The sequence below is a fragment of the Streptomyces bugieae genome, from assembly GCF_036352915.1.
In the GTDB taxonomy this organism is placed as follows: domain Bacteria; phylum Actinomycetota; class Actinomycetes; order Streptomycetales; family Streptomycetaceae; genus Streptomyces; species Streptomyces endophytica.
Genome location: NZ_JAZBJP010000007.1, coordinates 127,484 through 141,106, shown reverse-complemented (window position 1 = coordinate 141,106; position 13,623 = coordinate 127,484). Strand labels below are relative to the sequence as shown.

Below are 13,623 nucleotides of genomic sequence, written 5' to 3'. Positions count from 1 at the left end.
CCGTGCCCCCATGAGCGATGTTCAGCACACCGTTCGCCGGCCGGGCCCGCGGTTCTCCCGCACCGGCCGGCTCATCGTGGTGGCCGTGCTGGCCGTCCTGGTCGTCGTCGCCGTGGTCCTGGTGACCCGGCTGCTGCGCGAGCGGGCGAACGAGGAGACCTTGACCGTCCCCGAGGGACAGCGGGCCGCCCAGATCTACGCCACCGCCGACAAGGCCCTCCATCTGCCCAGCGGCTCGACCGCGAAGGCCGCCAAGAACGCGCACCTCCCGCTGCCGGCCGAGGCGAAGGGCAACCCCGAGGGCTACCTCTTCCCGGCGACGTATCCGATCCGCTCGGACACCACCCCGGCGTCGCTGCTCTCGTACATGGTCAAGACCGGAAACCAGCGGCTCGCCGAGGACCGCATCACCTCCTACCGGACGGTGGTGATCGCCAGCATCGTGCAGGCGGAGGCCGACCGGCCCGCCGACATGGGCAAGGTCGCCCGCGTGATCGACAACCGGCTGGCCCGGCACATGCCGCTGCAGATGGACTCGACGATCAATTACGCGCTGGGCCGCAGCACGCTCCACACCAGCCACGCCGACACCCGCACCAAGAGCCCGTACAACACCTACCGCTACGAGGGTCTGCCGCCCACCCCGATCGACAACCCCGGGGCGGACGCGCTCAAGGCGGCCGGCGCGCCGCCCGCGGGCGACTGGCTGTACTTCGTCACCGTCAAACCGGGCGACACCCGCTTCACCGCCGACTATCAGGAGCACCTGAAGAACGTGCAGGAGTTCAACGACCGGCAGAAGAACGGCGGCGCCTAGGTGTATTGACCTGGAGCGTTGTTCACACGACTGATGGGTGGCTTGCCGCCGAGTGCGGTGTGGCTGCGGTGGTGGTTGTAGTTGTGCAGGAAGGTGTCCAGTGCGGCGGTGCGCTCGTCGTTGCTGGCGTAGGGCCGGAGGTAGGCCCATTCGTCGAGCAGGGTGCGGTTGAAGCGTTCGACTTTGCCGTTGGTTTGTGGCCGGTAGGGCCGAATGCGTTTGTGGGCGATGCCGGCCGCGGTCAGGGCCTGGGTGAAGAGCTTGGACTTGTAGCAGGAGCCGTTGTCGGTCAGGACGCGCTCGACGGTGATGCCGTGCGAGGCGAAGAAGGCTTGGGCTCGTCGCCAGAAGCTGATCGCGGTGTGCTGACGTTCGTCGGTGAGGATCTCGCTGTAGGCCAGGCGGGAGTGGTCATCGACGGCGGAGTGGATGTAGCTGTAGCCGATCGGCGGTTTGCCGCTCTTGCGGGCGCTGGTGGTGGCCTGCTTGTTGTCCGTGGCTTGCCGACGGTCGAGGACCTTGTGCCCGCCACCGTCAGGTATGTTGCCCAGCTTCTTGATGTCGACGTGCACCATCTCGCCGGGCCGGGACCGTTCGTAGCGGCGGATGGGCTGGGCGGTGGGCCGGTCGAGCCAGGCCAGGCGGTGCAGGCCGTGGCGGGTCAGGATGCGGTGCACGGTGGAGGCCGGCAGGGCCAGGATCGGTCCGATCCTGGCCGGTCCCAGCTTGCGGGTTTGCCGCAGTGTGCAGACACGGTCTTCGATGTCGGGCCTGGTGCGGTGCGGAGTCGTGTGTGGTCGGCTGGAGCGGTCCTCAAGGCCCATTTCGCCTTCTGCCCGCCACCGGCGCATCCACTTGTGGGCCGTGGGCCGTGACACCCCCATCTCAGCAGCCACATGAGCGACGGGACGTCCGGAGCGGATGCGTTCGACCAGCAGCCGCCGGCCAAAGACGGTCAGCCGGGCATTACGGTGGGACATGAAGACCTCCGTGCGGTGCAGATTCGACACCTCCACCACACCGGAGGTCTTCGCCATTGATCAAGCCGAGCGGCTGTTAACAACGCTCGTGATCAATACACCTAGGAAGACGCCCTGGGGCAGCCGGCGCGGCGCGGCGTCCTACTCCTCGCCCGCCAGAGTGAGGGCCTTCAGCCGGCGGCCGGCGTACCAGGTCGCGGCGACCGTGAGAGCCGTCAACAGGCCTATCGCCACGGGGAGTTGCACGTCCGAGGTGATCGCTCCCTCGGCGGCGACCTTCTGACCGATGGCGAGGGCCCACTGCTGGACGCTGAGGGTCCGCGCACCGGGCACGAGGGTGCCGACCAGCGCCTCCCAGACCAGGGCGTAGACCAGTCCGAAGACCACGGCGTGCCGGGTGATCGTGCCGAAGAGGAGGAAGAGCGCGCTGTAGGCGACCGCGGCGACGGCCGCGGACACCGCGTACCCGACCGCTATCTGCTGACTGTTGCCGTTCAGGAGGAAGCCGGCGAGCAGCACGGGGAGGGCGGAGAAGGCAACCGTGACGCCGATCGCGACCAGGAGTTTGGTGAAGATGATCGTCGACCGGGAGACCGGCTTGGACAGGAGATAGACCACCGATCCGTCGTCGATCTCCGGCCCGATCGCGCCCGTGCCGGCGATGACGCCGATCAACGGGACCATCGTGCCCAGGGCGAAACCGCCCAGGATCCCGCCGGCGGTGCTGTCATCGGCGCCGGTCAGGGCCCGGACGGCCACCGCGATGACGATGAGCAGGGCGGGCAGCACGAAGAGGATCAGGGCCCGCCGCCGGCCGAGCAGGGCACGGTAGGTGAGCCGGGCGACGGTCGGGTGGAACAGCGAGGCCCGGGGCGCGGCGGCCGGCGCCGGCGGGGCGGGCGGGGTGGTCGTGCTCGTGGACATGCGTCAGGGCTCCTTTCAGCCTCAGGCCGCTACGAGGTAGGAGAAGACGGATTCCAGCGATTCGTCGGAGGGCGAGACCGTCAGCAGGCGGATGCCGTGGTCGCGGGCGACGCGCGGCAGGAGTGTGGTGAAGCGGCCGAAGTCGACGGCCTGGACGCGCAGTCCGCCGTCGACGAGATCGACCTCGATCCCGGACGTCGAGGGATCGGCGATCAGCGCGCCCGCCAGCGCCCGGTCGTCGTCGGACCGGACGAGATAGCGGTGCGGGCGGTCGGTCATCAGCCGGCGGATCTTGCGGAAGTCGCCGGACGCGGCGTGCCGGCCGGCGACCACCACCTCGATGTGCGAGGCGAGTTGCTCGACCTCCTCCAGGATGTGCGAGGAGAACAGGACCGTGCGCCCCTCGTCGCCCATCCGGCGCAGCAGCTCCATCAGCTGCATCCGCTGGCGCGGGTCCATGCCGTTGAAGGGCTCGTCGAGCAGCAGCACGGACGGGTCGTGGACCAGCGCGGAGGCCATCTTCACGCGCTGCCGCATGCCCTTGCTGTACGTGGCGATCTTGCGGTCCTGGGCGTACTCCATCTCCACGGTGGCCAGCGCCCGGGCCGCCTCCCGCCGGCCGAGGCCGTGCAACTCGGCATTGGCCACGACGAATTCGCGCCCGGTGAGGAAGTCGTACATCGCCTCGCGCTCCGGGACGAGGCCGATGTGGCGGTAGATGCCGGCGTTGCGCCAGATCGTCGCCCCGTCGAGGGTGACCGAGCCGTTGGAGGGGGCGAGGAAGCCGCCCATCATGTTGATCAGTGTGGACTTGCCGGCGCCGTTGGGGCCGAGCAGACCGGTCACCCCGGGGCCAATGGTCATCGTGATGTCGTTGACGGCCACGACGTTGCCGAACCAGCGCGAGGCGTGGTCGATGTGGAGGGTGCTCATAGACCGGCCTTCCGGTAGCGGCGCATCAGCAGGGCATAGCAGCCGGCGATGGCGATCAGGGTGACGAGGAGGTAGACGAACCCGGCGCCGGTCGACGGCGCGAGCCCGTTGGGGAAGGAGCTGCTCCCGCCGAGGAACGTGGACTGCACCCCGTCGATGAGCGTGATGGGCGAGAACAGTCCGAGCCAGCCGACGGCGGACTCGCTGCCCTGGACGAAGGCGATGCCCTGGACCGCGCTCACCGCGCCGTACGGGATGGTGAGGACGGCGATCACGCCGGCGACGCCGAAGCCGCGGCGCGGGGTGAGCGCGGAGACGACCAGCCCGATCCCGGCGAACAGCAGCGACAGCAGCACCACGGAGACGAGTCCTTGGGCGAAGCCCTTGGTCTGGTCGAGGAAGTCCATCTTCGCCAGCAGCGCGCCGATGTAGAGGACCAGCAGCGGGGCGGCGGTGAGGACGAACAGGGCGCTCGCCATCGCCGCGAACTTCGAGGCCACGTAGTCGCCGCGCTCGATGGGGCGGGAGAAATACAGCGGCACGGTCTTGAAGCGCAGGTCCCGGGAGACCGACTGCGGGGCCTGGGCGGCCAGATAGAGGCCGATGACGGCCTGGAGGTAGATGGCGTAGCGGGTGTAGCCGACCGGGAGGCTGCCGGCCTTGGTGAACACCGCGACCGCGACCATGATCGCGGCGGGCAGGCACATCACCGCGAAGAGCAGCATCGGCAGCACCTTGCTCTTGGCCGAGCGGCCGAGGCCGTAGGCGCCCCGCAGACTCTGCGAGAAGAGCGACCGGCGGGCATAGGCGCGGCCCAGCCGCGGGCCGTCGTAGTGGCGGTAGCCGATGTTGTGGATGGAGGCGCCGGGTGGGGCGGTGGCTGCCGGGGTCATGGGCTCAGGCGACATCGTGGGCGCCTCCTTCCTGGGTGGCGTACGGGGCGCCGGGGGCGCCCGCGGGGGCGGGGGTGGCCTGGGCCCGGTCCGCGTCGCGGAAGACCTCGGCGATCTGGTGGCGGCGCTGTTCCATCCGGATCAGGCCGAGCCCGAGTCCGGCGACGGTGTCCCGCACCAGGTCGTAGGTCTGCTCACCGGCCGCCTCGACGAACAGGAGGTGGCCGGACGAGGGGAGGCCGGCGACGCCCGGAGCGCCGGTCGTCACCGCGACGCCGGCGGCGGCCAGGGCCGCGCGCAGCGCCTCGGTGCCGTCCGGGTGGGCCTCGGTGTCCGTGACCTCCACCGCGAGGGAGGCCGTGACCTGCGTGAACTCATCGGTGGCGGAGGACCGCAGCAGCTTGCCGCCGTCGATGACGACGACGTGGTCGCAGGTGCGCTCCAGTTCGCCGAGGAGGTGCGAGGTCACGAGGACGGAGATGCCGAAGTCGGTGTGGACCCGCCGGATCAGGCCGAGCATCTCGTCCCGGCCTGCCGGGTCGAGGCCGTTGGTGGGCTCGTCGAGGAACACCAGCTGCGGGTCGTGGACCAGCGCCTGGGCCAGCTTCACCCGCTGCTTCATGCCCGTCGAATAGCCGCCGATGGGGCGGTAGCGCTCCTCGTAGAGACCGACGTGGCGCAGGGTGTCGGCGGTGCGCTCGCGGGCGGCGGTCGGCGGCAGCCCCGACATCCGGGCCATGTGCACGACGAACTCGGTGGCCGAGACGTCCGGCGGCAGGCAGTCGTGCTCGGGCATGTAGCCGACCCGCTCGCGGATGGCGTTGCCGTCCTTGGCCACGTCCAGGCCGAGGACGCGCGCCGATCCCTCGCTGGCCGGGGCCAGTCCCAGCAGGATCTTGATCAGGGTGGACTTTCCGGCGCCGTTGGCACCCACCAGGCCCGTCACGCCGGGGGCGATGTCAACGGAGAGCCGGTCCAAAGCGGTCACCCGCGGGAACCGCTTGCTCAGGCTTTCGGTCACGATCACAGTCACGTCTTCGACGGTAGTGGCGTCCGCCACACCGGTCGTCAACCCACAAGTCGGTATCGGCATCCCCCTGCGGTATTACGTGCCCGTAGGGGTTCTCCTGCTTTGAGGGGCCCTCGTCTCAGGGTCGGGCCCGTAGGGGCGGGCCCGTAGGGGCGGGCCCGTAGGGGCGGGCCCGTAGGGGCGGGCCCGTAGGGGCGGGCCGCCCGGCTTCCGGCCGCCGGGTGCGTCGGACCCCTTGACGTCGCCGCCGGTCATTGTCACATTCATCAGTGTCAAGTTACGGGCGCGTACCGCGATGCACGGCTCACGGACGGACGGTTGGCGATGGCCCCAGTCACCACAGCGACCTCAGCAGCAGCCGGAGAACTCACCGCAGAACTAAGGGGGTTCAGAGAGGTCCAGCGGCTCGCCTACGCCTGCGCGGAGGCCGTGGCCGCCCAGCTCAAGCCCGGGATCACCGAGCGCGCGGCGGCGCGGATGCAGCGCGAGTGGCTGCGCGAGCGCGGGGTGCGGGACTGGTTCCACCTGCCGTTCGCCTGGTTCGGCGACCGCACCGCGTTCGTCAACTTCCGGATACCGCTGCAGTTCTTCCCCACCAACCGCGAGCTGGAACCGGGGATGCCCTTCATCCTCGACATGGCCCCCGTCCACCAGGGCTACACCGCCGACATCGGCTACTCCGGCTGCCTCGGCCTCAACCCCGTGCACGACAAGCTGCTCGCCGACCTGGAGGCGCACCGCGCGCTCATCCTGCGCGAGGTCCGCGAACGCCGCCCGCTGCGGGAGATCTACCAGGACGTCGACCGGCTCATGGTGCGGCAGGGCTACGCCAACCGCCACCGCGCCTATCCCTTCGGCGTCATCGCGCACAAGATCGACCGGGTGAAGCAGCGCCGCTGGTCGCCCACCCTCTTCGGCTTCGGCGCCCAGTCCCTCAAGGGCCTCGCCTCCGACGCGCTGCACGGCCACCGGGACGGCTGGTCCCCGCTGTGGAGCCCGTACACCTTCTCCGACCATCCGCCGCAGCCCGGGCTGTGGGCGGTCGAACCCCACCTCGGATTCCGGGGCACCGGCGCGAAGTTCGAGGAGATCCTGGTCGTGACGGACTCCAAGGACCCCCAGGAAAGCGCCTTTTGGCTGGACGACGATCTGCCGCACGTGCGGCGCTGGCAGGAGGAGAAGGCCGCGTGAAGACGGGACGTGGACGGGACGCGGCCGCGGGCCGCGGCAAGGAGCCGGGCCGCACGCAGGGCGGGGCGCAGGGCCGCGGATCGGGCCGCGGCCCGGGGCTCGAGGGGGCGACGGAGCGCTGGGTGCACACCGGCGGCGTGGAGCTGTGCGTCGCCGAGCTGGGTGACCCGGCACACCCCACGGTGGTGCTGGTGCACGGCTATCCGGACAGCAAGGAGGTGTGGTCCGAGGTGGCCCGCGGGCTGGCCGACCGCTTCCATGTGGTGCTCTACGACGTCCGGGGCTGCGGCCGGTCCACCGCCCCGCGGCCGCTGCGCGGCGGCTTCACCCTGGAGAAGCTGACCGACGACTTCCTGGCCGTCGCCGACGCCGTCAGCCCCGACCGCCCGGTGCACGTCGTGGGCCACGACTGGGGCTCGGTACAGGCCTGGGAGTTCGCCACCGTGCGCCGCACGGAGGGCCGGATCGCCTCCTTCACGTCCATGTCGGGCCCGTCACTGGACCACTTCGGCCACTGGATCAAGAAGCGGATGGTGCGGCCCACCCCGCGCCGCGCCGCCCAGCTCCTCAACCAGGGCGCCAAGTCCTGGTACGTCTACATGCTGCACACGCCCGTGCTGCCCGAACTGGCCTGGAAGGGCCCGCTCGGCAAGCGCTGGCCGGGCATCCTCCAGCGGGTGGAGAAGGTGCCGGCCGGGGACTACCCGACCGCCTCGCTCCCCACCGACGCGGCCCACGGCGCCTGGCTCTACCGCGACAACGTCCTCGCCCGGCTCCGCCGCCCGCGCGCCGACGCCTACGCGCACTGCCCGGTCCAGCTGATCACCCCCACCGGCGACGCCTTCCTCTCCCAGCGGCTCTACGACGACCTGGAGCAGTGGGCACCGCAGCTCGTCCGCCGCACCCTCCCGGCCAAGCACTGGGTCCCCCGCACCCGCCCGGACCAACTGGTCTCCTGGATCACCGAGTTCGTCACCGCCAAGGAGGAGGGTGACCCGGCGAAGCAGATCGCGGCGCGCGGCCCGTACGCCGACCGGTTCGGCGGGCAACTGGTGCTGGTGACCGGCGCGGCCAGCGGCATCGGCCGGGCCACCGCGTTCGCCTTCGCGGAGGCCGGCGCCCGGGTCATCGCCGTCGACCGGGACGCGGACGGCGCGGCGCGGACCGCCGAGCTGGCCCGTCTGGTCGGCGCCCCGCAGGCCTGGCCCGAGGTCGTCGACGTCGCGGACGAGGCGGCCATGGAGAAGCTCGCCGACAAGGTCGACGCCGAGTACGGCCCCGTGGACGTGCTGGTGAACAACGCCGGGATCGGCCTGTCCGGCTCCTTCCTCCAGACCACCACCGACGACTGGAAGAAGGTGCTGGACGTCAACCTGTGGGGCGTCATCCACGGCTGCCGGATCTTCGGCAGGCGGATGGCCGACCGCGGTCAGGGCGGCCACATCGTCAACACCGCTTCGGCGGCCGCCTTCCAGCCGTCGAAGATGCTGCCCGCCTACAGCACCTCCAAGGCCGCGGTCCTGATGCTCAGCGAGTGCCTGCGCGCCGAACTGGCCGGGCAGGGCATCGGCGTCTCGGCCATCTGCCCCGGGCTGGTCAACACCGCCATCACCGGCACCGCCCGCTTCGCCGGGGTCTCGGCCGAGGAGGAGAAACGCCGCCAGGCCAAGGCCGCGCGGATGTACGGGCTGCGCAACTACCCGCCGGAGAAGGTCGCCGACGCCATCCTGCGGGCGGTGGTCCGCAACCAGGCGGTGGTGCCCGTCACCCCCGAGGCCCGCGGCGCCCACCTCCTGTCGCGCTTCGCCCCGCGGGCCCTGCGCGCCCTCGCCCGCATCGAGCCGCGGCTGTAGGCAAGCCCCCGGCCCGCCAGGAGGAGCCCCAGCGACCGGAGATTCCCGAGAGCCGGACCACCGCGCATGTCAGGAGCCGCGCATGAGTACCTCCCCCCTCCAGGAGCACCACCCGATCACCCCGCGCCGGGTCTCGTTCGACTGGCGTGCGACACCGCTGCTGTGGATCCCCGACGAGCCCACCGCCACCCACGTCATCAACGTGCTGCACCTGCTGCTGCCGGCCGGGGAGCGGTGGTTCGTCAAGGTCTTCAAGGAGGCCCTGCCGCTGGTCCGGGACGAGCAGCTCCTCAGGGACGTCAAGGGCTTCATGGGCCAGGAGGCCACCCACAGCGTCCAGCACTCCTACGTCCTCGACCATCTGGCCCACCAGGGCCTGGACACCGGCCCCTACACCCGGCACATCGACTTCCTCTTCGAGCGTCTGCTCGGCGACCGGCCGCCGTTCGGCGTCCCCGTCCCGGAACGGGAGTGGCTGCGCTTCCGGCTCTCCCTGATCGCCGCCATCGAGCAGTTCACCGCGGTGCTCGGGGACTGGGTGCTGGCCGCCGACGGCCTCGACCGGGCCGGGCCCGACCCGGTCATGCTCGACCTGCTGCGCTGGCACGGTGCGGAGGAGGTCGAGCACCGGGCGGTCGCCTTCGACATGTACCAGCACACCGGCGGCGAGGACCCGGGCCGGTACGCCCGCCGGGTGCTGGGCATGGCCGTCACCGCCCCCGTGCTGCTCCATCTCTGGGCCTGGGGCGCGGCCTATCTCCTCCGGCACGACCCGCAGCTCGCCGCCCGCTCCCGCTACGCGCTGCGGGAGCACAACCGGGCCGTCCGCAAGGGACTGCTCCCCACCTGGCGTGAGCTGGGAGCGGCGATACCGCGCTATCTGCGGCGGTCGTACCATCCCTCGCAGGAAGGGTCGCTGCGCACGGCCGTCGCCTACCTGGCGTCCTCGCCGGCCGCCCGGGCCGCGGCGGGCGCGGTGGGCCGCGCGGCCGTCTCGTAACGCGCGGCCGACGGAGGAGGAGCACCGCAGTGACCCAGCAGCAGCCGGCGGCCGCACCCCGCCCGGCCGAGTACCGCATCGACGACCTGGCGCACCTCAGCGGTGCCACGGTCCGGACGATCCGCGCCTACCAGGACCGCGGGCTGCTCCCCCGCCCGGAACGCCGCGGCCGGGCCAACGTCTACGGCGCTGCCCATCTGGCCCGGCTGCGCCAGATCGCCGACCTGCTGGACCGCGGCTACACCCTCGCCAGCATCAAGGAGCTCCTCCAGGCCTGGGACGCCGGCCTCGACCTCGGCGGGGTGCTGGGCCTGGTCGCCGAGATCGACGGACCGTGGACCGACGAGGAGGCGTCCCGGATCAGCCGCGCCGACCTGGACGCGGCCTTCGGGGGCGCCTCCGACGAGGCGGCGGTCGCCGAGGCTGTCGAACTGGGCGTCCTGGAACGGCTCCCCGGCCAGGACGACGAGTTCCTCGTGCCCAGCCCGCAGGAGCTCGCCGTCGCCGCCGAGCTGCACTCCGCGGGCGTCCCGCTGCTGGCGATCTCCGCCCATCTCCGGGAGCTGCGCGGCCAGGTGGAACACATCGCCTCGCGCTTCCTGGACTTCACCACCGAGCACGTCTTCCAGCAGTTCCTGGACCATCCGCCCACCGAAGCCGAGGCGGCCGAGGCCGCCGCCCTCGTCCGCCGGCTGCGGCCGCTGGCCCAGCAGACCGTCGACGCCGAACTCGCCCGCGCCATGCGGACCCTGGCCACCCGCTACCTCCGCCGGCACCTCAGCGAGGCGCTTCCCGCGGAGAGCCACGGGCCGAGGGGCAGCGCCCCCTCGGCACCGGCAGGCTCCGGGCCGGTCCCGGACCCCCGTACCGCGACCGGCCCGCACCCTGCTCCCGGCCCCGCCCCCGAGGCGGCGCCGGGCCCCGCGCGAAAGCCCGCCGCGGCGGCTGGCGCCGGTGCCGACGCCGAGGCGGTGGCGCTGCCCGCCGACGCCGTGGCGGCCGTACGGGACCTGGTGGGCCCCGCACACACCGCGGCGTTCATCGCGGCCGCCGCCCGGCGCGAGGTGCAGGCCCGCACCATGGACGCCTTGGTCCCGGGCGGCCCCCATGCCCCGTCCGAGGGCCCCACGGACACCGCCCCGGACGCCGGGCCCCCGCCCGGCACCTGAGCCGGCACCCCCAACGGGCGTGCCACTTCGCGCTTTTCAGGTCTCAAGAAGCATGCGGTCGCGGTTATTCCGCCCCGGAGGGACAAACCTGTCGGGACATCGCAACGACTCGCCGGCTCAACGTGCCGGGTCCGGCAGCCAGTTGCCGTGGAAGCCGTACGGCACCCGCTGCGGCAGATGGACCGTGGCCACCGGGTCGGCGGATATGTCCTCGGCGTCGAGGACGACCAGGTCGCTGGTGTCGGTGGTCGCGTCGTAGACGTAGGTCAGCAGCCAGCCCGGTCCGCCCGGACGGTCGTCCGCCGGGGCGAAGGCCGCCTCGCCCGGGGTACGGCCCGGACCGAAGTCATGGCGGACGACCGCGCCGGTCTCCAGGTCGTAGCGGAGCAGGGCACCGGGTATGTGGCCCGTCCCCGGGGCCTCGGCGACGGTGGCGTGGCCGAAGCGGGCCCGCTGCCCCACGAGGCGGTCGTCCACCCTCGGGAACTCGCAGTACTGGTCGTCCAGCTGCTCCTCGGCGACCGTTCCGGAAGCCAGGTCGATCGTCCAGCGCCACAGGCAGGACGGCTGCCTGCCGGTGAAGTCGGGATAGCGGGAGACATGGAGGACGATCCGCTGGTCGCCGTCGTCATGGGCGTTCAGCGCGTGGAAGACGTAGCAGGGGTCGATGGGCAGCCAGCGGACCTCGCCGTGCGGGTCGTCCCGGCGCAGCACGCCCAGCCGGGCGCCGTACTCCGGGTCCCAGCGGTAGGGCATTCCGGGGCGGCGGTGGGCGTCGAAGACCATCGGGAGGTCCATGAAGATGACATGGCGCTCGGTGAGATGGAAGTCGTGCATCATCGTGTGCGCCGTGACGTCGATGGGGCGGCTGATCACCAACTCCCCGTCCGCATCGGCCCGGTGGTAGGTCAGATAGGGCGGCTTGGACCCGCCGTATCCGAAGAAGTGCAGCTCGCCGGTGGTCGGGCAGGTCTTGGGGTGCGCGGTCATGGCGGTGGTGAGCCGTCCGCCGAAGTCGTGGACGCCCAGGGTCTCCAGCTCATGGCCGGGGCGGCAGTCGATTTCGTACGGGAACGACGACTCGACGAGCGCGAGGGTGCGGCCGGCGTGCCGGACGACGTGGGTGTTGGCCACGCCGGCCGACAGATTGCGGCGGCCCTGTGCATCGCGGGGCGGCACTCCGTCGGTGAAGGTCGAGGTGCGGACCCAGCGGTTGCGGTAGGAGACCGCCCGGCCGCCCTCGAGGCGGAGCCCGTGGACCATGCCGTCACCGAAGAACCAGTGCGGTGTGACGGCGTCCCGCGGGTTGGGGCCGTTGCGCAGGAACCAGCCGCTGAGCTCGGGCGGCACGGTGCCGGTGACCGGGAGGTCGTAGGCGGTCAGCTCCTCGGCGACCGGGGCGAAGTTGCCGGCCAGGTGCGGAGCGGGGGCATCGGAGGCGGACGGGGTGGTCGGGGAGGTGGTGGTCATGACGCCAGGCCTTCCTGGACGCCGCCCTGCGCGGCGGCCTGCTGCTCGAAGCGGGCCCGGGCCCGGTCGGGGTAGCTGGAGGTGAAGCGGACGGGGAGGACGAAGCCGGCGACCTGGATGAGGACCGAGTAGACCGTGTCCAGCTCGTAGGCGGAGACGAGGGCCTGGGCGGTCGCGGTGAGGGTGAAGGAGAGCGCCCACGCGGCGGTGAGCACGACGTTGATGCGGCGGAACAGCGGGGTGTGCCAGACCTCGGGCGGCGCCATCCGGCGCGCGATGCCCAGCGTGAAGGGCCGCCGGACCGCTATGGACACCCAGGCGATGAGCGCCAGCCAGCCCATCGAGAGCGCGCTGCCGTACAGCCGCAGGCCGCTGTCGGGGCGGGCGAAGGCCAGCGCGGACAGGGCCGCGAAGAAGACGATCGTGCCGTATTCCAGCACGCGGTAGTCGAGCGAAAGGCCCGCCGCCCGGTCGGCGATGAGCAGCGCGACAGCCGTCAGCACACCGGCGAGAGCGCCCCACTGCCAGCCGATCGTGGAAACCCCCGCGAAGACCAGCCACGGCACGAAGCCCCGCAGATAGTTCATGACTCCCCCTCTTCGTCCGCGGCCGCACGACCGGCGCTCTTCGCCGTCCGCGTCTCCGCCGCACCTTCCAACTTCGACATGTCGAATCTAGAAGGTCCTCCTTTGACATGTCAACAGTGGAAGGTAATGTGCCGGTCATGAGCCTGAGACATGCCGTGCTGGGTCTGCTGTCCGAAGCCCCCGCGAGCGGCTACGACCTGATGAAGCTGTTCAACGCCACGCTCTCGATGGTCTGGCCCGCCACGCAGAGCCAGGTGTACGGCGAGCTCGGCAAGCTCACCACCGCCGGCATGGTCGAGGTGACCGCCCACGGCCCCCGCGGCCGCAAGGAATACGCGATCACCGACGAGGGCCTGACGGAGCTGCGCCACTGGCTCACCAAGGTCGAGCCGAGCGGCCCGCAGCGCGATGACGGCCTGCTGCGCGTCTTCTTCCTCGGCATCGTCACGCCGCTCGAAGCCCAGACCTTCCTCCTCCATCAGGCCGAGCTCGCCGCGCGCACCCGCGCCATGTGCGAGCAGGTCGACGAGAACGCCCAGTGGGACGACGAGATGATTTCGGTCTACGGACGGATCGCCCTGGAGTACGGCCTGCGGATGTCGGCGGCCCAGGAGGAGTGGGCCCGCTGGGCGGCCGAGCAGGTGACCACCGCCAAGGCGCGACGGGCCAGCGAGCTCGCGCACGCCCAGCACGAAGGACCCGGACAAGGCCACGAAACGCAGGGAAAGGACGCCGAGGGCCCGCAGGGGGACGAGACCGGCGGGACGTGAATTCGG

Annotated in this window: 13 protein-coding genes; 6 read left to right on the top strand and 7 right to left on the bottom strand. The window is 71.6% G+C overall.

All coding sequences use genetic code 11. The features are described from left to right. Nucleotides 1-10: 10 nt before the first annotated feature. Nucleotides 11-817: an endolytic transglycosylase MltG gene (mltG, locus tag V2J85_RS16010; RefSeq protein WP_261956635.1), complete on the top strand. Its 807-nt coding sequence runs from the start codon at nt 11-13 to the stop codon at nt 815-817. On the opposite strand, the gene V2J85_RS16005 is transcribed toward mltG, so the two are convergent. From V2J85_RS16005 to V2J85_RS15985, 5 genes are all read right to left on the bottom strand, one after another. Next, nucleotides 814-1,797, bottom strand: coding sequence for an IS481 family transposase (locus tag V2J85_RS16005; RefSeq protein WP_330821999.1), 984 nt, complete (start codon nt 1,795-1,797; stop codon nt 814-816). The genes mltG and V2J85_RS16005 overlap by 4 nt on opposite strands. A gap of 141 nt (nt 1,798-1,938) precedes the next feature. Continuing rightward, complete coding sequence (locus V2J85_RS16000) at nt 1,939-2,658, bottom strand: ABC transporter permease subunit (RefSeq protein WP_261957524.1); 720 nt, start codon at nt 2,656-2,658, stop codon at nt 1,939-1,941. Between the two features lie 84 nt (nt 2,659-2,742). Continuing rightward, nucleotides 2,743-3,654 (bottom strand): ABC transporter ATP-binding protein, encoded by a 912-nt coding sequence (locus V2J85_RS15995; RefSeq protein ID WP_261956636.1) that lies wholly within the window; start codon nt 3,652-3,654, stop codon nt 2,743-2,745. Then, complete coding sequence (locus V2J85_RS15990; protein ID WP_330821946.1) at nt 3,651-4,562, bottom strand: ABC transporter permease; 912 nt, start codon at nt 4,560-4,562, stop codon at nt 3,651-3,653. The genes V2J85_RS15995 and V2J85_RS15990 overlap by 4 nt, the downstream gene beginning before the upstream one ends. Then, nucleotides 4,552-5,640 carry an ABC transporter ATP-binding protein gene (locus V2J85_RS15985; RefSeq protein ID WP_261956638.1) on the bottom strand — a complete coding sequence of 363 codons (1,089 nt, stop codon included), beginning with the start codon at nt 5,638-5,640 and terminating at the stop codon, nt 4,552-4,554. Before V2J85_RS15985 ends, V2J85_RS15990 begins: the two co-directional genes overlap by 11 nt. Before the next feature lie 261 nt (nt 5,641-5,901). On the opposite strand from V2J85_RS15985, the gene V2J85_RS15980 reads away from it, so the two are divergent. From V2J85_RS15980 to V2J85_RS15965, 4 genes are all read left to right on the top strand, one after another. Then, nucleotides 5,902-6,768, top strand: coding sequence for a M24 family metallopeptidase (locus V2J85_RS15980; RefSeq protein WP_261956639.1), 867 nt, complete (start codon nt 5,902-5,904; stop codon nt 6,766-6,768). 122 nt (nt 6,769-6,890) lie between these two features. Further along, nucleotides 6,891-8,621 (top strand): SDR family oxidoreductase, encoded by a 1,731-nt coding sequence (locus tag V2J85_RS15975; RefSeq protein ID WP_330821998.1) that lies wholly within the window; start codon nt 6,891-6,893, stop codon nt 8,619-8,621. 82 nt (nt 8,622-8,703) lie between these two features. Then, nucleotides 8,704-9,621, top strand: coding sequence for a metal-dependent hydrolase (locus tag V2J85_RS15970; RefSeq protein ID WP_330821945.1), 918 nt, complete (start codon nt 8,704-8,706; stop codon nt 9,619-9,621). Between the two features lie 29 nt (nt 9,622-9,650). Next, nucleotides 9,651-10,790 (top strand): MerR family transcriptional regulator, encoded by a 1,140-nt coding sequence (locus V2J85_RS15965; protein WP_330821944.1) that lies wholly within the window; start codon nt 9,651-9,653, stop codon nt 10,788-10,790. Between the two features lie 117 nt (nt 10,791-10,907). Here the strand turns inward: V2J85_RS15965 and V2J85_RS15960 are convergent, their stop codons facing one another. Together V2J85_RS15960 and V2J85_RS15955 are read right to left on the bottom strand one after the other, a co-directional pair. Continuing rightward, the gene (locus V2J85_RS15960; protein WP_330821943.1) at nt 10,908-12,260 is read right to left on the bottom strand and encodes a carotenoid oxygenase family protein; all 1,353 of its coding nucleotides are present in this window, start codon (nt 12,258-12,260) and stop codon (nt 10,908-10,910) included. Then, the gene (locus tag V2J85_RS15955; protein WP_261956644.1) at nt 12,257-12,847 is read right to left on the bottom strand and encodes a hypothetical protein; all 591 of its coding nucleotides are present in this window, start codon (nt 12,845-12,847) and stop codon (nt 12,257-12,259) included. Before V2J85_RS15955 ends, V2J85_RS15960 begins: the two co-directional genes overlap by 4 nt. Nucleotides 12,848-12,984: 137 nt before the next feature. Between V2J85_RS15955 and V2J85_RS15950 the strand changes: the two genes are divergently transcribed. Further along, entirely contained in the window at nt 12,985-13,617 is a 633-nt protein-coding gene (locus tag V2J85_RS15950) for a PadR family transcriptional regulator (RefSeq protein WP_261956645.1), read from the top strand. Nucleotides 13,618-13,623: the final 6 nt, after the last annotated feature.

Coding starts and splice junctions, on each gene's coding strand:
- mltG (WP_261956635.1), top strand. CDS start 11: ATGAGCGATGTTCAGCACACCGTTCGCCGGCCGGGCCCGCGGTTCTCC.
- V2J85_RS16005 (WP_330821999.1), bottom strand. CDS start 1,797: ATGTCCCACCGTAATGCCCGGCTGACCGTCTTTGGCCGGCGGCTGCTG.
- V2J85_RS15995 (WP_261956636.1), bottom strand. CDS start 3,654: ATGAGCACCCTCCACATCGACCACGCCTCGCGCTGGTTCGGCAACGTC.
- V2J85_RS15990 (WP_330821946.1), bottom strand. CDS start 4,562: ATGTCGCCTGAGCCCATGACCCCGGCAGCCACCGCCCCACCCGGCGCC.
- V2J85_RS15985 (WP_261956638.1), bottom strand. CDS start 5,640: ATGCCGATACCGACTTGTGGGTTGACGACCGGTGTGGCGGACGCCACT.
- V2J85_RS15980 (WP_261956639.1), top strand. CDS start 5,902: ATGGCCCCAGTCACCACAGCGACCTCAGCAGCAGCCGGAGAACTCACC.
- V2J85_RS15970 (WP_330821945.1), top strand. CDS start 8,704: ATGAGTACCTCCCCCCTCCAGGAGCACCACCCGATCACCCCGCGCCGG.
- V2J85_RS15960 (WP_330821943.1), bottom strand. CDS start 12,260: ATGACCACCACCTCCCCGACCACCCCGTCCGCCTCCGATGCCCCCGCT.
- V2J85_RS15955 (WP_261956644.1), bottom strand. CDS start 12,847: ATGAACTATCTGCGGGGCTTCGTGCCGTGGCTGGTCTTCGCGGGGGTT.
- V2J85_RS15950 (WP_261956645.1), top strand. CDS start 12,985: ATGAGCCTGAGACATGCCGTGCTGGGTCTGCTGTCCGAAGCCCCCGCG.